Here is a 23,953-nt window from a genome sequence, read left to right on the forward strand (position 1 = left end):
GGTGGCCCGGCCCGCGCCGCGGGCCGGACCACCGACTTAATCCGAACCCTTGAAGGAGGGTCGATGGAGTTCGACTTCGCGGAGGAACAGCCGAAGTTCCTCATGCTGATGTACGGGCTGATCGCTTTCGTCGCGGTGGTGGGCGGTCTGCTCCTGCTCCTCGACGTGGTGCCGGCCTGGTTCGCCCGACGCCGCGAGGCCCAGCTGATCGCCGCCTCGGCGAGCGGTGCCCCGCTGCCTCGACGACGCAAGCCGCGGGAAGGACTGTTCGCGTTCTTCTTCCTGCTGCCGACGGTGCTGCTGCTCATGATCGGGCTGGTCGTGCCGGCGATCCGCACCACGCTGCTCTCCTTCATGGACGCCGGCAGCAACAACTGGGTGGGCTTCCAGAACTATGGCTGGATGTTCTCCGAGGACTCGATCGTCCGAGTGCTGGTCAACACCCTGGTCTGGGTGCTGCTGGTCCCGCTGGTGGCCACCTCGTTCGGCCTGCTCTACGCCGTGATGGTGGACAAGGCCCGGTTCGAGGCGGTCGCCAAGTCGCTGATCTTCCTGCCGATGGCGATCTCGTTCGTCGGCGCCAGCATCATCTGGAAGTTCGTCTACGCGTACCGGGGTGACGGGCAGGAACAGATCGGCCTGCTCAACCAGATCATCGTCAGCCTCGGCGGCGAGCCGAAGCAGTGGCTGCTCGAGTCGCCGCTGAACACGTTCCTGCTCATCGTGATCATGGTGTGGATCCAGGCCGGTTTCGCGATGGTGGTGCTCTCCGCCGCGATCAAGGCCATCCCCGCCGACATCGTCGAGGCCGCCCGCCTGGACGGGGTCACCCCGTGGCAGATGTTCTGGCGGATCACCATGCCGAGCATCCGGCCCGCGCTGATCGTGGTGGTGGTGACGCTGTCGATCGCCACGCTCAAGGTCTTCGACATCGTCCGTACCGCCACCAACGGCAACTACGACACCAGCGTCATCGCCAACGAGATGTACAACCAGGCGTTCCGGTACGGCCAGAACGGGCAGGGCTCCGCCCTGGCGGTCTTCCTCTTCGTCCTGGTCATCCCGATCGTGATCTACCAGATCCGCAACCTGCGTCAGCAGCGGGAGGGCTGAGATGACCACCGCCACGCCCACCGTCCCGGCGGGCACCCAGGCCACCGGGAAGGGACCCTCCATCGCCGGCCGGGTCCGCAAGCGCCTCAACACCCGCACCGCCACGCTGGTCTCCATCGTCATCGCGGTGCTCTGGACCATCCCCACCTTCGGCCTGCTGATCTCCTCGCTCCGGCCGGAGGACCAGATCAAGAGCACCGGCTGGTGGACGGCCTTCACCAACCCGTCATTCACCCTGGAGAACTACCAGGAAGTGCTCTTCGGCGGCTCCTCCTCGTCGGGGCAGCTGGCCAGCTACTTCATCAACTCGCTGGCGATCACCATTCCGTCGGTGCTCTTCCCGGTGGCCTTCGCGTCGCTCGCCGCGTACGCCCTGGCGTGGATCAACTTCCGCGGGCGGGACTGGCTCTACATCGCGATCTTCGCGATGCAGATCGTGCCGCTCCAGATGGCCCTCGTGCCGCTGCTGAAGTTCTTCTCCACCGGCGTCACCGTCGGCGGGGTCACGCTGATGCCGGCATGGGACCTGGTCGACGAGCAGAAGTTCGCCCAGGTGTGGTTCGCGCACACCTGTTTCGCGCTGCCCTTCGCGGTGTACCTGCTGCACAACTTCATCTCGCAGCTGCCCCAGGAGTTGATGGAGTCGGCCCGGGTCGACGGGGCCACCCACCCCAAGATCTTCCGCACCATCGTCCTGCCGCTGATCACCCCGGCGCTGGCCGCGATCGGCATCTTCCAGTTCCTCTGGGTCTGGAACGACCTGCTGGTCGCGCTGATCTTCGCCGGTGGCGGCAACGAGACCGCCCCGCTCACCGTCCGGCTGGCCGAGATGGCCGGCACCCGGGGCAACGAGTGGCAGCGGCTCACCGCGGGCGCGTTCGTCTCGATCGTGGTACCGCTGACCGTGTTCCTCTCCCTCCAGCGCTACTTCGTGCGAGGCCTGCTCGCCGGCAGCGTCAAGGGCTGACCCGGGTACCGCCGCCGCCCGGCATCACCGGGCGGCGGCGGGGGTCGGGCGCGGAGCAGGGGTACCGTGACCAGAATTGATGACGTGGCCCGGCTCGCCGGGGTATCGACCGCCACCGTCTCCCGTGCGCTGCGCGGGCTGCCGACGGTCTCGGCCGCAACGCGCCGCCGGGTGCTCGCCGCCGCCGAACAGCTGGATTACGCGGTCTCACCCAGCGCCTCCCGGCTGGCCGGCGGCCGGACCGGCACGGTCGCGGTGGTGGTCCCCCGGATCACCCGGTGGTTCTTCGGCACCGTCGTCGAGGCCGTGGAGGACTTCCTCCACCAGTCCGGGTACGACCTGCTCCTCTACAACCTCGGCGGGCGCGAGCAGGTCCGCCAGCGGGTGCTGCGCACCGCCAACCTGCACAAGCGGGTGGACGCCATCATGCTGGTCGCCACCCCGTTGCGGCCGGCCGACCTGACCGCGCTGGCCACCCTGGACCTGCCCGGCATCACCATCAGCTCGGGCACGGTGGTGCCCGGCTGGCCCTGCGTCCGGATCGACGACGTGGCCGCCGCCCGCACCGCCACCCGGCACCTGCTCGACCTGGGGCACCGGCGGATCGCCCACATCTCCGGCGACCCCGACGACGAGTTGGCCTTCACCACCCACCTGGACCGCCGCCGCGGCTACCAGGACGCACTGCGGCAGGCCGGGGTGCGCCCCGACCCGAGCCTGGACATCGAGTCGCAGTTCACCATCGACGGCGGCACCCGGGCCACCGCCGAACTGCTGGCCCGGGGCGAGCCGCCCACCGCGATCTTCGCGGCCTGCGACGAGATGGCGATGGGCGCGATGACCGCGCTGCGCGACGCCGGACTGCGGGTGCCGCAGGACGTCAGCGTGATCGGCGTCGACGACCACGACCTGGCCGGCGTGCTCGGGCTGAGCACCATCGCCCAGCCCGCCGCCGAGCAGGGGCGACTCGCCGCCCGGCTGCTGCTCGACCCGCTCGGCGCGCGCACCGCCGAGGCGTACCCCCGGCGGGTCCCCGACCCTCGCGGCGGCGCCGACGCCGACCCGCCCGGCGGCCCGGTGATCCTGCCCACTCGCCTGGTGGTGCGTGAATCGACCGCGCCGCCCCGGGAACACTGAACGGATTCGACCGCCCGCACCGGCTCGACACAGGGAGAAGGCTCTGAACACCGACGCGACGCAGCAGGACCAGCCCGGGGGCGTGACGCCCGGGTGGTGGACCGAGGCCGTCATCTACCAGATCTACCCGCGCTCCTTCGCCGACTCCGACGGCGACGGCATCGGCGACCTGCCCGGCATCACCGCCCGGCTCGGCCACCTCACCGAGCTGGGCGTCGACGCGGTCTGGCTGTCGCCGTTCTACCCGTCGCCCCAGGCCGACGCGGGGTACGACGTGGCCGACTACCGGGACGTCGACCCGCTCTTCGGGCGGCTGGAGGACGCCGACAAGCTCATCGCCGAGGCCCGCGCGAAGGGGCTCCGGGTGATCGTCGACCTGGTGCCGAACCACACCTCCTCGGCGCACCGGTGGTTCACCGCGGCCCTGGCCGCGGGCCCGGGCAGCCCGGAGCGGGCCCGGTACGTCTTCCGCGACGGCCTCGGCCCGGACGGCGACCAGCCGCCGAACGACTGGCAGAGCGTCTTCGGCGGCCCGGCCTGGACCCGGGTCACCGACCCCGACGGCCGGCCCGGCCAGTGGTACCTGCACCTGTTCGACACCGGCCAGCCCGACCTGAACTGGGACAACCCGGAGGTCCGGGCGGAGTTCCTGGACGTGCTGCGGTTCTGGCTGGACCGCGGTGTCGACGGCTTCCGGGTGGACGTGGCGCACGGCCTGATCAAGCAGGCGGACCTGGCCGACTGGCAGGAGCCGCAGGAGATCCTCTCCGGCAACGAGGTGTCGAAGCCCCGGCCGCCGATGTGGGACCAGGACGGCGTGCACGAGATCTACCGGGAGTGGCGCCGGGTGCTCGACTCCTACGACGGCGAGCGGATCCTGGTCGCCGAGGCGTGGGTGGAGCCGGCCGAGCGGCTGGTCCGCTACGTCCGCCCCGACGAGATGCACCAGGCCTTCAACTTCGAGTACCTGCTCGCCTCGTGGACGGCGCCCGCCCAGTACGCGGTGATCACCCGCTCGCTGGAGGCCACCGACGGGGTCGGCGCGCCGACCACCTGGGTGCTCTCCAACCACGACGTGGTGCGGCACGCCTCCCGGCTCGGCCTGACCATCGGCGGCGGCCGGCCCAACGGCATCGGCATCGGCGACCCGCAGCCGGACGCCGCGCTCGGCCTGCGCCGGGCCCGGGCGGCCACCCTGCTGATGCTGGCCCTGCCCGGCTCCGCGTACCTCTACCAGGGCGAGGAGCTGGGCCTGCCCGAGCACACCACGCTGCCGGACGAGGCGCGGCAGGATCCGACCTGGGGGCGCAGCGCGCACACCCAGCGCGGCCGGGACGGCTGCCGGGTGCCGATCCCGTGGGAGGCCGACGCGCCGTCGTACGGCTTCGGGCCGACCGACGCCAGCTGGCTGCCGCAGCCGCCGCTCTGGGCCGAGTACGCCCTGGACCGGCAGCGCGGGGTGGCCGGCTCCACGTACGAGATGTACCGCACCGCGCTGGCGCTGCGGCACGAGCACGGGCTGGGCCGGGGCACCCTGAAGTGGCTCGCCTCGGGCGACGAGGTGCTGACCTTCCGCAACGGCGCGCTGACCGTGCTGACCAACTTCGGCGACGCGCCCGTGCCGGCGCCGACCGGCGAGGTGCTGCACAGCAGCGCCCCGCTGGACGCCAACGGCCGGGTGCCGACCGACGTGACGGTCTGGGTCCGCGCCTGACGACCACCCGCGAGCCGGTCCCCGCCACCGAGGCGGAGGCCGGCTCGCGGCGTGTTCGGAGGCGGCTGGCGGCGTTTCGGTGCACGCCCGGCACGCTCAGCAGTGGGCAGCGAACAACTGTTCCGTCGCTACGAACTTGAAGCCGTGCACGTCATCGAGCGGCACGACCGCCGCGGCCCGAGCGGTGATACATCCACGACATCAAGTTCGTAGCGCACGCACCACCTCCCCGCCGCCCGCTGGTCGAAACCGCAACGGTTCCGGCCGAGCCGCACGGGTCACGCCGGAGGGCACTCGGCCGGCGTCAGTGCCGGTCGGCGTGGGCGTGGCGGTCGGCGCGGGCGTGCAGCAGCTCGTGCACGGACTCGATGTCACCGGGCGAGGTCCGCGACGCCAGCCAGTACATCAGCCCGGTCGGGATGAAGAAGAGCTGGAAGGCGGCCAGCCCGACCGCGTAGTTCAGCGGCGGCGGGAACGCCGCCCGCAGCGCGTGGAAGGCCACCCCGACCAGCCCGTTGCCGGCCGCCCGGCCGACCCCGTTGACCAGGTTGCCCAGGCTGTAGACGGTGCCGCGGTGCTCCGGCGGGTTGACGTCGGCGATCAGGGCGAACCAGTTCGGCGAGTTCGCCGAGGTCAGCGCCAGCGCGACGACCGCGGTGAGCAGGCTCAGCCCGACCGTCGGTTCGGTCATCACGCTGGCCAGCACCGCCCGGACGATCGTCCCCGCGCCGGCGCCGTCGGGCACCACGATGCGTACCGGGACGAGGAACAGGACCAGGTAGAACGGCAGGGCCGCGAGGATGCCCGCCGCGGCGACCAGCGCCCGGCCCCGGCGGGTACGCCGTTGCAGCGCGTCGCCGACCAGCCCGCCGACGATGGAGAGCACCCCGCCGAGCTGGAACAGGGTCGCGAAGACGCTGCCCACCACGACGGCGGTGGCCGACGAGTAGCCCTGCGCCTCGGCCCGCTCGGCGAAGAGCACCGGCAGCCAGACCAGCGAACCGAACGCCGCCTGCGCGGTCAGCCCCTGGAGGATCAGCCACCGGTTGGTCCGCCGGGCCAGGATCCGGGGCAGGTCGGCACGGGTGATCCGGTAGTCGTACTCGACGCCGGCGTCGAGCGCCGCGGCCAGCTCCGGCTCGCTCTGCCCGCGCCGGATGTCGTACGTGAAGAGGTAGGCCACGGTGGCGACCAGCCCGACCACGCTGAGCACCAGGAACGGGCGGCGCCAGTCCGTCGCGCCGAGGATGCCACCGGTGAGCGTGCCGGCCAGCGTGCCGACCCCCTGCGACAGCCCCCAGAAGCTCATCACCAGGCCCCGCCGGCGAGGCGAGATCAGGTCGGTGACCACGGAGAAGCCGACCGAGCCGACCGCGCCGAGCCCCACCGCGGCCAGCAGCTGCGCGGCCAGGAAGGTGGGGTAGTTCTCGGCGAGCGCGCCGCCGCCCGTGCCGGCCGCCCAGATCAGGGTGCCCACCATGAGCAGCGGCTTGCGGTTGGTCCGGTCGCCGACGTACGCCCAGGCCACCGCCGCCGCCGCGCTGACCAGGAAGCTCACGGCGGTGACCAGGCCGAGCCAACGCTGCGGTACGCCCAGCGCCCCGGAGATCGGCCCGTACAGCGGCGGCACCAGGCCGATCGCCACGTTGTCCAGCGAGGCGAGCACCACGAACACCACGACGCTGTAGAACCGGTGCGCCGCGTTCCCGCGCCCGGAGATCCTGGTGCTGGTCATGACCGGCAGCCAACCAGGGACAGATCACGGACCGGTGACCACCCCCGGCTCAGCGGCGGCCGTACCGGTCGAGGGTGTGGTCGCGGGCGGCGGCGTACCGCTCGCGGATGGTGGGGGCGGGCTCGGCGGCGTACTCCTCGGTGCCGGTGAGCGGCCACTCGGGTGGCGCCGCGCCACCCAGGGCGACCCAGGCGGCCTGGCGGGCCGCCCCGTCGGCGACGTACTCCCCCGGCGGCGGCACGACCACCGGCCGGCCGAAGACCTGCGGCGCGATCCGGCGCACCGCCGCCGAGCGGGCCCCGCCGCCGACCAGGATCACCCGGTCGGCGGTGGCCCCCTGGGCGGTGAGCGCGTCCAGCCCGTCGGCGAGCGCGCAGAGCATCCCCTCCACCGCCGCCCGGGCCAGGTGGGCCGGGGTCGAGGTACGCAGGGTGAGCCCGTGCACCGCGCCGGTGGCGAGCGGCCGGTCCGGGGTCCGCTCCCCCTCCAGGTAGGGGACCATGACCAGCCCGTCGGCGCCGGACGCGGCGGCGAGCGCCAGGCCGCTCAGCTCGTCGAGGCCGACCCCGAGCAGGGCCGCGGCGGCGTCGAGCACCCGGGCCGCGTTGAGGGTGCAGACCAGCGGCAGGTACCGCCCGGTGGCGTCGGCGAAGCCGGCCACGATGCCGGTGGGGTCGGCGGCCGGCGCCTCGGCCACCGCGAAGACCGTGCCGGAGGTGCCGATCGAGACGACCACGTCCCCGGGTCCGGCGCCGACGCCGAGCGCGGCGGCGGCGTTGTCCCCGGTGCCCGGGCCGAGCACGATCCCGCCGGGTCCGGCACCCGTCGGCCCGGCCCCGGAGCCCGGGACGGCGCCCGGCCGGGCTGCCGCCGACCGGCCGCCCAGCACGGCCGGGTCCAGGACGCCGGCGGCCTCGGCCGGGCCGAGCACCGTCGGCACCGCCACCACCCGCCCGAAGGCCCGTTCCAGCAGGTCGAGGCGGTACCCACCGGTCTGCGGTGACCAGTACCCGGTGCCACTGGCGTCGCCCCGGTCGGTGCGCAGCGCGTCGAGGCCGGGTGCGCCGGCCAGCCGCCAGGTCAGCCAGTCGTGCGGCAGGCAGACCGCCGCCACCCGGGCGGCGTCGGCCGGTTCGTGCCGGGCCAGCCAGCGCAGCTTGGTGCCGGTGAAGCTGGCCACCGGCACGCTGCCCGTCGCCTCGGCCCAGAACCGGCGGCCCGCCTCCCCGCCGCCCGCCTCGGCGATCAGGTCCCGGGCCGCGCCGGCGGAGCGGGTGTCGTTCCACAGCAGCGCGGGACGGACCACCTCCCCCGCCTCGTCCAGGCAGACCATGCCGTGCTGCTGGCCGGCCACCGAGACGGCCGCCACGTCGGCCAGCCCGCCGGCCGCGCCGACCGCCGTCCGCAGCGCCTCCCACCAGGCGGCGGGGTCGACCTCGGTGCCGTCCGGGTGCGGCGCCCGGCCCTGGCGGACCAGCGCGCCGGTCGCCGCGTCCCGGACCACCACCTTGCAGGACTGGGTCGACGAGTCGACCCCCGCGACCAGCGGCATGACGGCCCGCCTCAGCGCGCGCCGAGCAGGTGCTCGACGGCGAGCTGGTTGAGCCGGACGAAGCCGAAGCCCCTCGCCCCGGCAGCCTCCGGGTCGAACGTCTCGAACGCGGAGGTGTCGGCCAGCAGCTCGGCGTGCCCCTCCCCGGGGTTCAGCGTCGGGGTGGCCAGGTCGGCCACCCGGCTCGCGGCCAACGCCTCGGCCACCTCCGGATCGGCGCGGAACGCCGCGGCCCGCTCCCGGAGCAGGAGGTAGGTGCGCATGTTCGCCGCCGCCGACGCCCACACCCCGGCGATGTCCTCGGTGCGGGAGGGCTTGTAGTCGAAGTGCCGGGGCCCGTCGTACGCCGGAGTGCCGTTCGGGCCGCCGTGCTCCAGCAGGTCGACCAGGGCGAACGCGTTGAGCAGGTCACCGTGGCCGAAGACCAGGTCCTGGTCGTACTTGATGCCGCGCTGGCCGTTGAGGTCGATGTGGAACAGCTTGCCCTGCCAGAGCGCCTGGGCGATGCCGTGCGCGAAGTTCAGCCCGGCCATCTGCTCGTGCCCGACCTCCGGGTTGAGCCCGACCAGCTCGGGGCGGGCCAGGGTGGAGATGAACGCCAGCGCGTGCCCGACGGTGGGCAGCAGGATGTCGCCGCGCGGCTCGTTCGGCTTCGGTTCGAGGGCGAAGCGCAGGTCGTAACCCTGATCCACGACGTACTGGCAGAGCAGGTCGACGGCCTCCCGGTAGCGGTCCAGGGCGGCACGGACGTCCTTGGCGAGGTCGTACTCGGCCCCCTCCCGGCCGCCCCACATCACGAAGGTGCGGGCGCCGAGTTCCGCGGCGAGGTCGACGTTGCGCAGCACCTTGCGCAGCGCGTACCGCCGGACGTCGCGGTCGTTGCTGGTGAAGCCGCCGTCCTTGAAGACGGGGTGGGTGAAGAGGTTCGTGGTGACCATCGGGACCACCAGGCCGGTCTCGTCGAGGGCCTTGCGGAACCGGGCCAGCCGGGCGTCGCGGGTGGCCGCGTCCGCGCCGAAGGGGACCAGGTCGTCGTCGTGGAAGGTGATCCCGTACGCGCCGAGTTCGGCGAGCCGGTGCACCGCCTCCACCGCGTCCAGCTCCGGGCGGGTGGCGTCGCCGAACGGGTCGCGGGCCTGCCAGCCCACCGTCCAGAGACCGAAGGAGAACTTGTCGGCGGGGGTGGGACGGGGTGCCATGGCAGACCTCCGGGGTGGTGTCGTCCGCAATTTGTTCAGTGATTGAATTAAATGACCCGGCTGTGGCACTGTCAAGGAGTGACCAGCACCCGCACCGACGGCGCGGTCCGACAGGGCAGCCTGCGCGAACTCAACCTCGCCGTGGTGCTCGGCCGGATCGCCGCCGCCGACCGGCCGCCCTCCCGGGCCGGCATCGCCGCCGAGACCGGCCTGACCCGGGCCACCGTCTCGGCGGTGGTCGACGACCTGATCACCGGCCGGCTGGTGACCGAGGCCGACCCGGCGCCCCGGGCCGGCGCCGGTCGTCCCGCCCGCGGCCTGCTGCTCGCCCCCGACGGCCCGGCCGGGCTCGGGCTGGAGATCAACGTCGACTACCTGGCCGCCTGCGTGGTGGACCTCACCGGCGCCGTCCTGCACCACGAGGTGCACCGGGCCGACCTGCGACCGCTCTCCCCCGCCGACGCGCTCGCCCGACTGGTCGAGCTGGCCCGGCGGGCCCGGGCCGCCGCCGACGACACCGGGCTCACCCTGGCCGGGGCCGCGCTCGCCGTACCGGGCCTGGTCGACGCGCACGGGCTGGTCCGACTCGCGCCCAACCTGGGCTGGCGGGACGTCGACGTGCCCGCGCTGCTCGCCGCACACCCGACGCTCACCGCGACGGTCGACGGCGTGCCGGCCCTGGTGGTGGAGAACGAGGCCAATCTCGCCGCCCTCGGCGAGCTGCACGCCACACCCGCCGGGCCACGCAGCTTCCTGCACGTCTCCGGTGAGATCGGCATCGGTGCCGGGATCGTCCTCGACGGCGCGCTCTTCCGCGGCGTCCGGGGCTGGAGCGGGGAACTCGGTCACATGCCGGTGGAACCCGCCGGCCGGCCGTGCCGGTGCGGCGGGCGAGGCTGCCTCGAGACGTACGCCGGCCAGGAGGCCGTGCTGGCCGCGGCCGGGCTGGCCGGCGCGGACCTGCCGGCCGACACCGCCGCCCGGCGCCTCGCCGACCTGGCCGGGGCGGGCGACCCGGCGGCCCTCGCGGCGCTGCGCGCCGCCGGCACCGCGCTCGGCGTGGCCGTGGCCGGCGTGGTGAACCTGCTGGACCTGGACACCGTGGTCCTCGGCGGTGGATACGCCACCCTCGCGCCCTGGCTGCGCCCGCCGGTCGTCGCCGAGCTCGCCGACCGGGTGTTGACCGCGGCCTGGTCGCCGGTCACCGTCCGGGCCGCGGCGCTCGGCCCGGCCTCCGCCGCGGTCGGCGGGGCCGGCTCGGTGGTACGCCGGATCATCGCCCGTCCGTCCGGTTGGCTGGGCCGCACGGCGTGAGCCGGGGTTCTTCGATGGGCGATCCCGATCCGGCGTCGGTACCCTTTCCGTCAGGCAACCATCCCCCACCTGAGGAGTGCACGACCAGCATGCGCAGCCGGAGACAGGCCGAGGCGCCCGGCGACCGGCGGTGACGACGACCCGCCGGGGTGGGCAGGCCGGCCCGGTCAGCGGCGGTGGACGGGTGTCCCGTCCGCTGCCCCGACCGACCCCGGAGCCGCTGCTGCCCGCCGACTCCCGGCTCGCCCGCGAGCTGCTGGACGGCCTGGCCGAGGCGGTGGTGACCACCGACCGGTCGGGTGTGGTCACCCTGGTCAACGCGATGGCCGGTGAACTCCTCCCCGAGCTGACGCCCGGGACCGACCTCGCCCGCTGCGCCGTGCCGGCGCTCGCCGGGGCGGCCGGCCACGGCGCGGAGACCTTCGACGGCGAACACCGCGGGCGGCGGCTGCGCGGCGTCCGGCGCCCGCTCGCCGGCGGCCGGTGCGCCTGGTACGTGCGGGACGTCACCGAGGAGCAGGCCCGCACCGACGCCCTGCTGGCCGAGCGGTCCCGGACCGCCTTCCTGGCCCAGGCCGGCAGCCGGCTCGGCCTCTCCCTGCACCGCGAGCAGACGCTCCGGGCCACCGCCACCCTGCCGGTTCCCTACCTCGCCGACGCGGCCCTGGTCATCCACCACGCGCCGCAGCCCTCCGACGGCCTGCCGCACTGGATCCGGTACATCGACGGCGAGCCGGGCCCGGTCGCGGGCGTCGGCAGCCACGAGCTGACCGGTTCGGTCCCCGGGCTGGCGGAGGCGCTGGAGGGCGACAGCACCGACCCCAGCCCCTGGCTCGATGCCGAGCTGGCCGACCTGGCCACCGTGCTGCCCGAGTCCTTCGGCCGGCCCGGCACCCTGCTGATCAGCCCGATGCTCAGCGCCGGTGGGCCGGCCGGGGCACTGATCCTGATCCGCCGCGCCGGGCATGCCGGCTTCGACCAGCGGGACATCGAGCTGGCCCGGGAGTTCTCCGCCCGGGCCGGCGCCGCGGTCGCCACCGCCGAGCTCTACGGCGAGCAGGCCCACCTGGCCCGGGTGCTCCAGCAGAGCCTCCTGCCGCCGCAACTGCCCCCGGTGCCCGGGGTCACCCTGGCCGGCGGCTACCGCGCGGCCGGCGACAGCCTGCGCATCGGCGGTGACTTCTACGAGGTCTTCCCCACCGCGTCCGGCGGGATGTTCGCCCTCGGCGACGTCTGCGGCAAGGGTGTCGGCGCGGCGGTCCTCACCGGGCGGGTCCGCCAGTCGTTGCAGACCCTCCGGCTGGTCGAACAGCGCCCGTTGGAGCTGATCCGGCTGCTCAACCGGGCGCTCTTCGACGCGCCCGACGCGGCCCGGCGCGGCCAGTTCACCACCCTGCTGCTCGGCGTGACGGCCCACGATCCCGACGGTGGGGTCCGGATCCGGATCGCCGGGGGCGGCCATCCGTCCCCGCTGCTGGTCCGCCCCGACGGCGGGATCGCCCCGGTGCAGGTCGGCGGGATGCCGATCGGCGCGTTCGCCGACGCCCGCTTCGTTGAGGCGGAGGTCCGCCTCGCCCCGGGTGAGCTGCTGCTGGCGTACACCGACGGGGTGACCGAGGCGCGCGGCGGCCCGGCGGCGGTGGAGATGTTCGGCGAGACCCGACTGCGCCAGGCGCTCGCCTCGGTCGCCGGCCTGCCGCCCGGGGCGGTGGTGGACCGGCTGCTCCAACTGGTCGACGAGTGGCTGGACGGGCAGGGCCAAGACGACATCGCCATGCTGGCGGTCTGCGCGGCGGATCAGGCGTGACCGGAGACGACCCGGAGCCGGCCGGCCCGCCGCGACGGGTCGATCAGCCCGCGGTCGAGGCGTACCTCGACTCGCTGGACCGGGCCGATCCCGGCGGCGCCACCCGCATCGCGCTGGACCTGCTCGACGCCGGCTGCTCGGTCGCGGACGTCCTGGTCGACCTGGTCGCCGCCGCGCAACGGGAGGTCGGCCTGCGCTGGCTGACCGGCCGGTGGAGCGTCGCCCAGGAACACGCCGCGACCCACGTCAGCGAGCTGGTGGTCGGCGCGGTGGCCGGCCGGACCCCCCGCCGGGCCAGCCGGGGGCACGCGGTGATGGCCTGCGTCGAGGGCGAGTGGCACGCGCTCGCGGCCCGGATCGTCGCCGAGGTGGTCCGCGCCGCCGGCTGGCGGGTGACCTTCCTCGGCGCCAGCGTGCCGGCCCGGCACCTCGTCTCCTACCTGCACCAGACCGGCCCGGACGCGGTGCTGCTCAGCTGCGTGCAGCCCAGCCGGCTGATCCGCGCCGGCCGGATGATCGAGGCGTGCCGGTCGGCCGGGGTGCCGGTGGTCGCCGGCGGCCCCGGGTTCGGCCCCGAGGGCCGCTGGGCGGCGGCGGTCGGGGCGGCGGCCTGGGGGGAAACCGCCCGGGACGCCGCCCGGCTGCTCGACGGGCCGCTCTTCGCGGCCGTCAACACCGGCCCCGCTCCGGTGCCCGGCAGCGACGAGTACGTGGCGGTGCTGCGCCGCCGCCGGGACATCGTCCAGTTCGCCGTCCGCGACCTGGACCCGCCCGAGGAACGGGCCGAGGACTTCGCCACCGCCGTGGCACACCTGGTGGACGCACTGGCGGCGGCGATCCGGGTGAGTGACCCGCGGCTCCTGGTCGACTTCGCCGCCTGGCAGGAAGAGGTCCTCACCGCCCGGGGCGGCCGGCCGCTGCTCGACACCGTGCTCGCCAGCTGCGTCGCCGCGCTGGCCGAGCACCCGCACTCCTGCGACTACCTGCGGCTGACCCGGGAGGCGCTGGCCGGACGGGCCTGACCGCCATCGGGCCGCACCCGGCACGCGGGGTCAGGCCGAACGGGCCTCCGAGCCGTCCCGCCGTCCGTCGCGGGCCGACGGGGGCAGCACGGCCGGCCGCTCCAGCCGGTTCCCGGCGGCGCCTTCCCGCTCCCGGGCGACCCGGTCGAACTCGCGGAGCCCCCGCAGCAGCGCCGCGCGGTCCTCCCCGGCCATGCCGGCGAGCACCTCGGTCAGCCGTCGCCGGCGGTCCTGCCGCAGCTCGGCGAGGAGCCGGTGGGCCTCCGGGGTCAGGTGCAGGGAGATCTCCCGCCGGTCCGCCCGGCCGGGCTCGCGTTCCAGCATGCCGGCGGCGACCAGCCGGTCGCACAGCCGGCTGGCCGAAGAGAGGAGCATGTCCAGGAGGGTGGCGAGCCGGCGCAGGTTGATCCCGTCGTGCCGCTCCACGACCATCACCGCGCGCAGCTGAGCGCTGGAGAGGCGACTGGTGGTGCCCTCCCGCGCAGCCTCCCAGACGGCAAGCAGGGCCCCCGCCGCGGCATCCAGCTCGGCGACCATACTCATTTCTGGCCCCGCGGGACCCTGTTCTTCGGCCATGGTGGGCTGAAGACTACCCGGCGTACCAGGTCGACGGCCTGTCTGAAGGAGTGACGATGAGTGGACCCGAGGACCGGGCACGGCGGGTGCTGATCGACGCACCGGCTGATTTGCTGCTCGACCGGCTCGGCGCGGAGCTGGCCCGGGACTACCAGGTCACCGAGGTGGAGCTGTACCAGGTCGACTACCGGCTCTCGGTGCTGCTCCCGCTCGGCGACGGCGAGCGGCTCACCGGCCCGGGCCATCCGGCGTGGCGCTGCTTCGACCACCAGGAGCCGGTGCTGGCCAACGGCGCCGGTTGGTTCCCGGTGGGGATGCGCGGCGAGCGCCGCGGCGTGCTGCGGCTGGCCCCGGTGCCGGACGACGCCACCGTGCTCGCCGAGCTGGACGGCATCGCCACCGCGCTCGGGCACGAGCTCGCCGCGGTCTCCGAGGGCACCGACGTCTACCGGGCCGCCCGGCGGACCCGCCGGCTCACCCTCGCCGCCGAGATGCAGTGGGAGCTGCTGCCCGGGCGCAGTCGGATCCGCCCCTCGTTCAGCCTGGCCGGCCAGCTGGAACCGGCGTACGCGGTGCGGGGCGACAGCTTCGACTGGTCCGACGACGGGAACCGGCTCTGGCTCTCCACGATCAACGGGACGGGCGAGGGGGTGGCCGCGTCGATGTTGACCTCGCTGGCCACCCACGCCCTGCGCAACGCGCGCCGGGCCGGGCTCGCCCTGGCCGACCAGGCGGCCCTCGCCGACCAGGCGATCTACGCCCTGCACCGGGGCGAGCAGCACCTCTCCGTTCTGCTGCTGGAGCTCGACCTGGCCTCGGGCGAGCTGACCGCGGTCGACGCGGGCTCACCCCGGCTGGTGCTGCTGCGCGACGGCGAGGTCAGCGAGCAGGAACTCGAGAAGCAGTTCCCGCTCGGCATGTTCGAGGGCACCGACTACCAGGAGCAGCGGTTCACGCTGCGCCGGGGGGACCGGCTCTTCGTGGTCAGCGACGGCGTGATCGACGCGACCGGTCAGGACGTCCGGTACGGGGAGACCGCGCTGGACCGCTTCCTGCGCCGGACCGGGCCGATGGAGCCGCTGGACGCCGTCCGGTCGCTGATCGGCGACCTGCGGGCGTTCGTCGCCGGTGACCTGGTCGACGATGCGGTGGTGGTCTGCTTCGACTGGACCGGCCCGCAGCCGTGACCGCCGCCCGGCCGGGTCAGTAGGCGCCGCGGCTGCGCAGCACCGCGCCGAAGGTCTTCCAGAGGATGGTCAGGTCGGCGGCGAGCGACCAGTTCTCGACGTAGTAGAGGTCGAGCCGGATGCCGTCCTCCCAGCTCAGGTCGGATCGGCCGCTGACCTGCCAGAGGCCGGTCATGCCCGGCTTGACCAGCAGCCGGCGGGCCACGTCGCCGTCGTAGCGGGCCACCTCCGACGGCAGCGGCGGGCGGGGGCCGACCAGGCTCATCTGACCGAGCAGCACGTTGACCAGCTGGGGCAGCTCGTCCAGCGACCACTTGCGCAGCAGCCGCCCGACCCGGGTGACCCGCGGGTCGTCGCGCATCTTGAACATCAGGCCGTCGCTCTCGTTGCGCGCGGCCAGCTCGGCGAGCAGGGCGTCGGCGTTGGCCACCATGGTCCGGAACTTGAGCACCCCGAACTCCTGGCCGCCCTGCCCGACCCGGACCTGGCGGAACAGCACCGGGCCCCGGCTGTCCAGCCGGATCGCCAGCGCGACCATCCCCAGCACGGGCAGCAGCACCAGCAGCGCCAGCGCGGCGGCGGTGCGGTCGACGAACTCCTTGACCAGTTTGCGGGCGCCCCGGAACTCGGGCGCCTCGACGTGGATCAGCGGGAGGCCGGCCACCGGGCGGGTGTGGATGCGCGGCCCCGCCACGTCGGTGAGCGCGGGGGCGACGACCAGGTCGACGCCGGTGCCCTCCAACTGCCAGCCGAGCCGGCGCAACCGGGCCGCGGTCAGCTCGCCGGAGGCGGTGACCGCGACGGTGTCCGCGCGGATCGCGACGGCCGCCTCCGGGATGCCTCGCAGCGAGCCCACCACGGGCACGTCGCTGAGCCGCTGCGGCACCGGCGCGAGCAGCGCGTCCGGGATGCAGGCGCCGACGACGTGGTAGCCGGCGTACGGCTCACGGCGCAGGGTGTGCACGAGTTCCAGCACGTGTGCGGTGTCGCCCACCACCAGCACCCGGCGGGACCAGCCCGCGCCCTTGCAGCGGGCCAGGTGCAGGCGCTTGCGGGCGGCGAACCGGGTGACCTCCAGGGCCACCGTGCCGACCGCGAAGGAGATGCCCAGGAAGCCACGGGAGACCCCGACGTCGGCGATGTAGCCGACGATGGCGATCGCGCCGGCCAGCCGGAGGCTGGCGGAGCTGACCCGGCGGTACTCGTCGGCGCCGTAGCCGAGCACCCGGTCGTCGTAGCAACGCAGCGCCTTGAGCGAGACCAGCCAGACGAGCACCAGACCGGGGGCCACCAGGACGTACGGAATCTTGGAGCCGACCGGCACCCCCTCGCCGAAACGGGCGGCGTAGCCGGCGAGGACCGCCAGGGAGAGAACGGTGGTGTCGAGCACCACCAGGGTGCGGACGTAGGCCCGCTGCTCGGTGCGGGAGAAGCTGCTCGGCGGGCGCGCACCACCCGACGCCGCTGCGATGCGGGCGGGCGTGGACAGCGTCGCCGAGGTCACCGAGCCTCCCTACTTCGATACGGGCCGCTCCGGGCTCCCGCCGCCCGGTCGGGCGCCGGCGCCGGAGCACTCCCGACATCCTGTCTTGAAATGATGCTCACCGATTGCTTCGGACGTATTACCGTCAGTTTCCTACCCGCTCGGGGCCGGAATGCGAACCGCCGCACCGGTTTTACCGGTGCGGCGGCATTTTCGCACTGTGCCGCGACTCAGCGCGGTGCGTTCGGTCGCAGGGCGATCGCCCGCAGGAAGATGTCGCCGATCTTGGTCGGATCCGCGGTGACGAAGGGGGCCCCACCGGTGACGTCGGTGATCGACTGGAGCTCGGCCCTGGAGACCTCGTTACCGATACCGATGATGACCACCTGCACCGGACGCTCCGGGTCGTTGAGCTTCTTCAACTGGCTGACCAGCTGGGCCTGGGTGATGCCGTTCTTGTCGTCGTTCATGCCGTCGGTGAAGAGCACCACCGAGTTGACCTTGCCGGGCTGCCAGTCCTGCTGCACCCGCTTGTACGCCTCCAGCATGGTGTCGTACAGGCCGGTGTTGCCCTTGGACGGCCGGATGCTGGCCAGCCCCTGCTCCAGCAGGCTGCGGTTCGTCGAGAGCGGCTTGATCGGCACCACCTGCACCCAGTCCTGCGCACCGCGCAGCTCGGTGGAGAAGGTCCAGAGACCGATCGACCAGGAGTCGTCGAAGAGTCCCAGCCCTCGGGTGGCCGCCTCCACGGTGACCCGCTCGCGGCTGCGGCCACCGGCCGTGGGGACCAGCGTCTTCATCGAGCCGGAGACGTCGATGACGCAGAGCATCCGACCGGACTGGGTGGCGATCGACCAGCCGGAGACCGCGCGCTCTATGACGACGGGGTCCAGGCCACCCGCAGCGCTCCCGCCCCCCGGCGGCACCGTCGCGCCGCCCCCGGCCGGGCTCGGCGCGCCCTGCGGGGCCTTGAAGCCCTCGGCCCAGTTGCCGTCCGGGGCGCGCAGCGACTGGGCGGCCAGCCGGTTGCGGAAGGTCTGGTTGGTGAGCAGCTCGAAGAGGACCTTGGCGGCGGACGCCTTGGCCGGCTCGACGCCGGGCAGCACCGCGTACGGGTAGTCCAACGGCATCGGCGACGGTTCGAGGTAGAGCGCGGCCAGCTTGATCGGCGGCTTGGTCGCGTTGTACGCGATCACGTCTTCCTCGGAGAGCGCGGCGGCACCCAGTCCGGCGGCGATCGCCGTCGGGTCGTTGGACCGCGGGAAGCGGGCGAGCAGGTCCTGCCGCAGCGCGGACCGGCCGGTGGCCAGTGCCCGCAGCGCGCCGGTGGTCGCCTTCTGCGGGTCGGGGCCGGCTCCGCTCGCCGCGGCGGTCAGCGAGAGCAGCCCGGAGAGGCCGGCCGCGTCCTGGGTCGGCTCGACGATCCCGGCCCGCAGCGGCGGGTCGCTGCTCACCGCGCGCAGCATGTCGGTCCAGGCCAGCTTCTTGTCCGGCCAGCCCAGCCGGGAGGCGACCGGCTCCGGCATCGCCACCACCACCGGGCTGCGGGCGATCGAGGCGCCGTTGGCCGGCGCGAACGCGGCGGCGCCGTTCTTCAGCCGCAGCAGCCAGGTGGAGGAGTCCGGGATCCAGACGTCCGGGGTGACCGCCGTGCCGCTGGCCTGACCGACGCCGGCGAGGCTGGCGCCGTGCTTGCTGGCCACCGCGGCGGCCACGTCCACCGGCTCGGAGGCCGTCACGTTCACCCCAATGCAGGTGCCACCGACCGCCGCGCCGCCGTCGACCCACTGCGTCGCGACCGCCTGCACGGCCGGGGCGATCTCCGGGGCCGCCGCCACCGAGAGCTGGACCTGGCCCGTGCAGGACGGCCCCGCCAGCTGCTGGTAGCCGAACCAGGAACCGGCGACCACGACGACGAGAGCAGTCGCCGCTGCGGCGGCTCCTGCTCCACGGATACTTGAACGCATGCGATGGCGGCCAGACACGCTGACCATCTTGCGTATCCGGTCCGGTTCGTGCCACAACCGTTCGGACGAAAGTTACGCAGGAGAAACAGATGATCTCACTTTTCGCACTGTGAGTAGTCAGTCAGTGTCTCGCCGTCGCTGCTGTCCACTTCGGACAGCGCGGGTCAGGGCAGGACGCAGGTCGGGCTGAAGACCGGCACCGGCTCACCGACCGGCGCCGGCACGCCCGACGACGGGTCGACCCGGAACACCCGGACCATGTCGGCCCGCTCGTCGGCGACGTAGAGGTGCGGCCCAGTCAGCGCGAAGTGCCGGGGCCACTCCCCGCCGGTCTCCACCTCGGCGACCAGCCGGGGCAGCTCCCCGTCGAGCGCGAAGACGGAGACCGTCCCCACCCCCCGGTTGCCGACGTAGAGGAACCGGCCGTCCGGCCCCACGGTGATCTCCGAGGGCTGGACGTGCCCGGCCCGCTCGCTGGCGTCCACCCGGCCCCGCTGGTGCAACGCCCCCTCCGGGGTGAGGTCGTACGCGGTGACCGTCGCGTCCAGCTCGCCGGCGAGCCAGCAGCGCCGCCCGTCCGGGTGCCGGGCCAGGTGACGCGGCCCGGTCCCCGACGCGGTACGGACCCGGGGCGCCCGGGGCACCAGCCGGCCCGAGGCGGCGTCGAGGTCGTACCGGTAGACCGAGTCGGTGCCGAGGTCGACCGCGAGCAGCGGTCCCCGCCCCGGGTCGGGCGAGACCATGTGGGCGTGCGCCTTCTCCTGGCGCTCCGGGTCCGGGCCGTGCCCCTCGTGCACGACCAGGTCGCTGCGCTCCCCCGGCACGCCCCGCTCGTCCAGCGGGAGGACCGCCACGCTGCCGCCGCCGTAGTTGGCGACGAAGAGGTGCCGGCCGTCCGGGGCGACCGCCAGGTGGGCCGGCTCGGCGCCCCCGGTCGCCCGGACGGCCAGCGGGCTCAGCTCGCCCCGCTCGCCGACGGCGAAGGCGCTGACCTCCCCCTCCGGCAGCTCGTTGACCGCGTACAGCACCGGCAGGGTCGGATGCCGGACGAGGAACGACGGGTTCGCGGTGACCGCGACCGTGCCGAGCGGGGTGAGCTCTCCCGAGTCGGGATCCCGGCGGGCGGCGACGATGCCGTCGCCCCGTCCGCCGCCCTCCCCCGTGTAGCCGCCGATGTGGACGATCGTGCCGGTCACCCGCGCCACCCCTCTGCCGAATCCTCCCCGATCACACCAGAGGCTTCCCGGTCGATCGGACGGTTAGGCCTCTTTTCCCGGAATTCCCCGGCCGGTCGACCCGGCCGGGGCGACGCGCGGGCGGCCACGCCGGCCCGCGTCGCGGGTCAGGCGACCGGGACCGGCTCGCCGCGCTGCCGGGCGACGTGCTCGACCAGCGAGATCAACACCAGCTTGCCGGACTGCCGCTCGCGCGCGTCGCAGAGCACCACCGGGACGTCCGGGTCGAGGTCCAGGGCCTGCCGGACGGCCTCCGTGCCGAACCGGCGGGCGTCGTCGAAGCAGTTCACCCCGACCACGAACGGCACACCGCGCTGCTCGAAGTAGTCGATCGAGGGGAAGCAGTCGGCCAACCGTCGGGTGTCGGCCAGCACCACCGCGCCGAGCGCGCCGAAGGCCAGCTCGTCCCAGAGGAACCAGAACCGGTCCTGCCCCGGGGTACCGAAGAGATAGACCTGGAGGTCCTCGTTGATCGTGATCCGGCCGAAGTCCATCGCGACCGTGGTGGTGGACTTCTCCTCCACCCCGGAGAGGTCGTCGGTGCCGACGCCGGCCCCGGTCAGCACCTCCTCGGTCTGTAGCGGGCGGACCTCGCTGAGCGCGCTCACCAGGGTCGTCTTGCCGGCGCCGAAGCCGCCCGCGATGAGGATCTTGAGGGCCAGCGGGGTCCGCGTGGCGATCGCCCCCCGATCAGAGCGCACGTAGTCCACTGACCACCGCCTTGAGGATGTCGTTGTCGGGAAGTCCGGCGGCGGCCGGCGGCTGCTGCACCGAGACCAGGCCCCGGGCGAGCAGGTCGCCGAGGAGGACCCGGACCACGCCCACCGCGAGGTCCAGGTCCGCGGCGAGGTCCGCCACCGCGACCGGCCGCCGGGCCAGCTCGACCAGCCGACGGTGCTCCGGGTGCAGGCCCGGCAGGGCGGCCGGGTCGGCGTCGGCGGTCGCCCGCACGAAGGCGACCAGGTCGAAGCCCTCGACGCTGGGCCGGACCCGACCGCCGGTGAGGGTGTACGGGCGGACGACCGGTCCGGCGGCGGCGTCCATCCACTCGTGCTGGGGGCCCGGCGGCTCAGCCCGCATCGGCGGCTTCCACCGTCGCCCGGGCCGGCGCGGTGAGGTTCTCCCCCACCCGGACGACCAGCATGGCCATCTCGTACGCCACCAGACCGATGTCCGCGTCCGCCTCGGCGACCACGGCCAGGCACGCGCCCTGGCCGGCGGCCGTCACGAACAGGTACGCCGACGCCATCTCCACCACCGTCTGCCGCACCCCGCCGGCCGCCAGGTGCCGGCTGGCGCCCTTGGCCAGGCTGGAGAAGCCGGAGGCCAGGGCACAGAGATGCTCGGCGTCGGCGCGGTCCAGCTCGGCGGAGGCGCCGAGCAGCAGGCCGTCGGCGGAGAGCACGACCGCCTCCCGGGCCTCGGGCACGCGTCCCACCAGCTCGTCGAGCAACCAGCCGAGATCGGCGCTCTGCCTCGTCGTGTGCACCACTAGGCGTCCCTCTCAGTCGCGGTCGGAGATTCGGGGGCCGGCGCGGGCCGGTCGGGAGGGCCACCCGGCTCGTCGGTGCTGGGGCCACCCGGCTCGTCGGTGCTGGGGCCGGTCGGGGCGTCGGGGCCCTTTGCCGGCATGGGCCGGATCGCCCCACCCTCGCGGCGCCCGCGCGCGGTGCCCGCCTGGAGGGCGGACATCTGCCGGCGCATCTCCTCCGGCGAGCGGGGCGCCGGCGCGTCGGCGGTCACCGGCGGGCGGGGACGGACGGGCGTGCCGCGCCGGCGGACCCGGCGGGGCAGGCCGTCGCCGTCCGGGGCCGCCTCCACCGAGGAGGCGCGAGCCGGCGCGAACGGCAGCACGGTCTGGTCGGGCCGTTCCCGGGTCCGGGCGGCTCGCGGCGGCCGGGACAGCGTGGCCAGCCGGGCGACCGGGGCGTCGGGGCGGGACGCGACCGGCGGGGCGGTCGGCTCGTCGGTGACCAGGTCCGCCGGTACGAGCAGCACGGCGGTCACCCCACCCGGCCGCTCGGAGCGCAGGGTGACCCGGACGCCGTGCCGGTCGGCCAGTCGGGCCACCACGAAGAGGCCGAGCCGCGCGCTGTCGGCGGGGTCGAACTCGGGGGCGCGGGCCAGCCGCCGGTTGGCGTCCTCGACCGCCGGCGCGGACATGCCCAGCCCGTGGTCGGTGACCTCGACGACGTACCCCCGGGGCACCCGCTGGCCGTTGATCTCGACCCGGCTCTCCGGCGGGGAGAAGACGGTGGCGTTCTCGACCAGCTCGGCGAGCAGGTGGATGACGTCGGCGACGGCCCGGCCGAGGACGCCGGCCGGCTGCACCGTCCCGATGTCCACCCGGTCGTACGCCTCGACCTCGGAGACCGCACCGCGGATCACGTCGAGCACGGCGACCGGCTGGCGCCAACCGCGGCCGGGCGCCGCCCCGGCGAGAATGACCAGGTCCTCGGCGTGCCGGCGGAGCCGGGTGGCCAGGTGGTCGACCCGGAACAGCTCGGCCAACTCGTCCGGGTCCTCGACCCGGCGTTCCATCCCGTCCAGCAGCGCGAGCTGCCGGTGCACCAGGCCCTGGGTACGCCGGGCGATGTTGAGGAACACCTCGTTGAGCCCCCGGCGGAGGGTGACCTCGTCGACCGCGGCCCGCACCGCCGTCCGGCGGACCTCGTTGAAGGCCCGCCCGACCTCGCCGATCTCGTCGCCGCCGTACTCCAGTGGCGGCGCCTCCCGGGCGACGTCGACCTGCTCGCCCCGGCGCAGTCGGGCGACCACGTCGGGCAGCCGGTGCTCGGCCATTTCCAGCGCCGCGCTGCGCACGCCGGTCAGCCGGCGGGCCAGCGTCCGCCCGACCCGGACGGCGACCAGGACCGACACCGCGATCGCGGCGAGCCCGAGCACCCCGGCGACGCCGAGCCGGACGAGGATCCCCACGGCGACCGGCACGGACCGGTCGGCCAGCCCGTCAGCCTCGCTCAGCTCGAAGTCCCGCAGGCTCTGCTGGACGGCGTCGTGGCTGGTCTGCCAAGCCCGGGCGTCCACCGGCGGGCGGCCCGACGAGCTCCCCCGCAGCAGCGCCTCCTGCATGGTGCGCAGCCGGACGAAGTCGTCCCGCTCGATCAGCCGCTGGTAGGCGCTGCGGTCGGCGGCGGGGAGGTCGGCCACGGCGGAGTCGGCCAGGAACCGCTCGTTGCCGATGGTCTGCACCAGCCGCAGCTGCTCGCCCTCGGCGAACCGCCCGGTGGTCAACGCGCCGGTCAGCAGCGCGTCGGTCTGGCCGAGCAGCTCGCGGGAGCGGCCGAGCGCGGTGAGCGCGAGCGCCTCCCGGTTGAGATCCGCGTCCGGCAGCGTCGCCATCGCGGCGAAGGCCTGGAAGGCGGAGGAGATCATGCCGGTGTACAGCCCGATCGCCCCGGCCCGGTCGACCTGGCGACGGTCGATGAAACCGCGACCGGCAGGCAGCGCGTCGAGGGCGGAGCCGAGCGCGTCGAGCCGGGCGTCCAGCCGGTCGTCGGCGGCGTCGCGCAGCCGCTGGCCGTCCATCCGCCGGCGCAGCTCGGCGACCGCCCCGTCGGTCCGGCGGCGCTGCTCGGCCAGCGTCGGCAGCGCGCCCGGGGTGGAGAGCTGCACCACCGAGGCCCGGCGCTCGCGCTGGAGTTCGGCGACCACCCGCTCCCCGGGCCGGCCCAGGTCGTAGAGGAGGGTGCGCGCGGAGAGCAGGTCGATCGCGGGACCGAAGGTGAGCGTGGTGGCGAAGATCCAGAGCGCCAGCAGGGCGGCCACCGGGGTGACGACCAGGGCGGTCAGCTTGGCGCGGATCGGCCAGTCGCGGGTGTTCATGAGTCCTCGCCCGGAAGGGGTGTCAGCGGGGGCGCCGGCACCGGCCGGGCAACGTCCCGGCCGATGACCGGGCACCGACACGGGCGCCTTGGGCAGGATACG

At 74.4% G+C, this 23,953-nt stretch carries 19 protein-coding genes; 8 read left to right on the forward strand and 11 right to left on the reverse strand.

Features of this window, described 5'->3' with window-relative positions; all coding sequences use genetic code 11:
• Positions 1-63: 63 nt before the first annotated feature.
• From AC5RWQ_RS16570 to AC5RWQ_RS16585, 4 genes are all read left to right on the forward strand, one after another.
• The gene (locus AC5RWQ_RS16570; protein ID WP_494283620.1) at positions 64-1,113 is read left to right on the forward strand and encodes a carbohydrate ABC transporter permease; all 1,050 of its coding nucleotides are present in this window, start codon (positions 64-66) and stop codon (positions 1,111-1,113) included.
• 1 nt (position 1,114) lies between these two features.
• Entirely contained in the window at positions 1,115-2,080 is a 966-nt protein-coding gene (locus tag AC5RWQ_RS16575) for a carbohydrate ABC transporter permease (RefSeq protein WP_494283621.1), read from the forward strand.
• 66 nt (positions 2,081-2,146) lie between these two features.
• Positions 2,147-3,217 carry a LacI family DNA-binding transcriptional regulator gene (locus AC5RWQ_RS16580; protein WP_494283622.1) on the forward strand — a complete coding sequence of 357 codons (1,071 nt, stop codon included), beginning with the start codon at positions 2,147-2,149 and terminating at the stop codon, positions 3,215-3,217.
• A gap of 43 nt (positions 3,218-3,260) precedes the next feature.
• Positions 3,261-4,931, forward strand: coding sequence for a glycoside hydrolase family 13 protein (locus AC5RWQ_RS16585; RefSeq protein WP_494283786.1), 1,671 nt, complete (start codon positions 3,261-3,263; stop codon positions 4,929-4,931).
• A 304-nt stretch (positions 4,932-5,235) separates the two neighbouring features.
• Here AC5RWQ_RS16585 and AC5RWQ_RS16590 read toward each other — a convergent pair whose 3' ends face one another.
• The 3 genes from AC5RWQ_RS16590 to xylA are packed head-to-tail and all read right to left on the reverse strand — an operon-like array spanning position 5,236 to position 9,417.
• Positions 5,236-6,666, reverse strand: a complete 1,431-nt coding sequence (locus AC5RWQ_RS16590) for an MFS transporter (protein ID WP_494283623.1) — start codon at positions 6,664-6,666, stop codon at positions 5,236-5,238.
• Between the two features lie 49 nt (positions 6,667-6,715).
• Positions 6,716-8,218, reverse strand: coding sequence for a xylulokinase (locus AC5RWQ_RS16595; protein ID WP_494283624.1), 1,503 nt, complete (start codon positions 8,216-8,218; stop codon positions 6,716-6,718).
• An 11-nt stretch (positions 8,219-8,229) separates the two neighbouring features.
• Positions 8,230-9,417, reverse strand: a complete 1,188-nt coding sequence (gene xylA / locus AC5RWQ_RS16600) for a xylose isomerase (RefSeq protein WP_494283625.1) — start codon at positions 9,415-9,417, stop codon at positions 8,230-8,232.
• Positions 9,418-9,468: 51 nt separating this feature from the next.
• On the opposite strand from xylA, the gene AC5RWQ_RS16605 reads away from it, so the two are divergent.
• The 3 genes from AC5RWQ_RS16605 (at position 9,469) to AC5RWQ_RS16615 (ending at position 13,560) form a co-directional block, all read left to right on the forward strand.
• The gene (locus tag AC5RWQ_RS16605; RefSeq protein WP_494283626.1) at positions 9,469-10,731 is read left to right on the forward strand and encodes an ROK family protein; all 1,263 of its coding nucleotides are present in this window, start codon (positions 9,469-9,471) and stop codon (positions 10,729-10,731) included.
• Positions 10,732-10,861: 130 nt separating this feature from the next.
• Positions 10,862-12,538 carry a PP2C family protein-serine/threonine phosphatase gene (locus AC5RWQ_RS16610; RefSeq protein WP_494283627.1) on the forward strand — a complete coding sequence of 559 codons (1,677 nt, stop codon included), beginning with the start codon at positions 10,862-10,864 and terminating at the stop codon, positions 12,536-12,538.
• Entirely contained in the window at positions 12,535-13,560 is a 1,026-nt protein-coding gene (locus AC5RWQ_RS16615) for a cobalamin B12-binding domain-containing protein (RefSeq protein ID WP_494283628.1), read from the forward strand. Before AC5RWQ_RS16610 ends, AC5RWQ_RS16615 begins: the two co-directional genes overlap by 4 nt.
• A 30-nt stretch (positions 13,561-13,590) precedes the next feature.
• Here AC5RWQ_RS16615 and AC5RWQ_RS16620 read toward each other — a convergent pair whose 3' ends face one another.
• Entirely contained in the window at positions 13,591-14,103 is a 513-nt protein-coding gene (locus AC5RWQ_RS16620) for a MarR family winged helix-turn-helix transcriptional regulator (RefSeq protein ID WP_494283629.1), read from the reverse strand.
• 89 nt (positions 14,104-14,192) lie between these two features.
• Between AC5RWQ_RS16620 and AC5RWQ_RS16625 the strand changes: the two genes are divergently transcribed.
• The gene (locus AC5RWQ_RS16625) at positions 14,193-15,323 is read left to right on the forward strand and encodes a PP2C family protein-serine/threonine phosphatase (protein ID WP_494283630.1); all 1,131 of its coding nucleotides are present in this window, start codon (positions 14,193-14,195) and stop codon (positions 15,321-15,323) included.
• A gap of 16 nt (positions 15,324-15,339) precedes the next feature.
• Here the strand turns inward: AC5RWQ_RS16625 and AC5RWQ_RS16630 are convergent, their stop codons facing one another.
• The 7 genes from AC5RWQ_RS16630 to AC5RWQ_RS16660 form a co-directional block, all read right to left on the reverse strand.
• Complete coding sequence (locus tag AC5RWQ_RS16630) at positions 15,340-16,827, reverse strand: sugar transferase (RefSeq protein WP_494283631.1); 1,488 nt, start codon at positions 16,825-16,827, stop codon at positions 15,340-15,342.
• Positions 16,828-17,036: 209 nt separating this feature from the next.
• Positions 17,037-18,773 (reverse strand): substrate-binding domain-containing protein, encoded by a 1,737-nt coding sequence (locus AC5RWQ_RS16635; RefSeq protein ID WP_494283632.1) that lies wholly within the window; start codon positions 18,771-18,773, stop codon positions 17,037-17,039.
• Positions 18,774-18,937: 164 nt separating this feature from the next.
• Positions 18,938-19,978 (reverse strand): lactonase family protein, encoded by a 1,041-nt coding sequence (locus AC5RWQ_RS16640; RefSeq protein WP_494283633.1) that lies wholly within the window; start codon positions 19,976-19,978, stop codon positions 18,938-18,940.
• A 137-nt stretch (positions 19,979-20,115) separates the two neighbouring features.
• The gene (locus tag AC5RWQ_RS16645; RefSeq protein WP_494283634.1) at positions 20,116-20,718 is read right to left on the reverse strand and encodes a GTP-binding protein; all 603 of its coding nucleotides are present in this window, start codon (positions 20,716-20,718) and stop codon (positions 20,116-20,118) included.
• Positions 20,699-21,088, reverse strand: coding sequence for a DUF742 domain-containing protein (locus AC5RWQ_RS16650; protein ID WP_494283635.1), 390 nt, complete (start codon positions 21,086-21,088; stop codon positions 20,699-20,701). Before AC5RWQ_RS16650 ends, AC5RWQ_RS16645 begins: the two co-directional genes overlap by 20 nt.
• On the reverse strand, positions 21,078-21,500 hold the full coding sequence (locus AC5RWQ_RS16655) for a roadblock/LC7 domain-containing protein (RefSeq protein WP_494283636.1): 423 nt from the start codon (positions 21,498-21,500) through the stop codon (positions 21,078-21,080). The genes AC5RWQ_RS16650 and AC5RWQ_RS16655 overlap by 11 nt, the downstream gene beginning before the upstream one ends.
• The gene (locus AC5RWQ_RS16660; protein WP_494283637.1) at positions 21,500-23,851 is read right to left on the reverse strand and encodes a sensor histidine kinase; all 2,352 of its coding nucleotides are present in this window, start codon (positions 23,849-23,851) and stop codon (positions 21,500-21,502) included. The genes AC5RWQ_RS16655 and AC5RWQ_RS16660 overlap by 1 nt, the downstream gene beginning before the upstream one ends.
• Positions 23,852-23,953: the final 102 nt, after the last annotated feature.

It is taken from the genome of Micromonospora sp. BS32 (genome assembly GCF_059089345.1).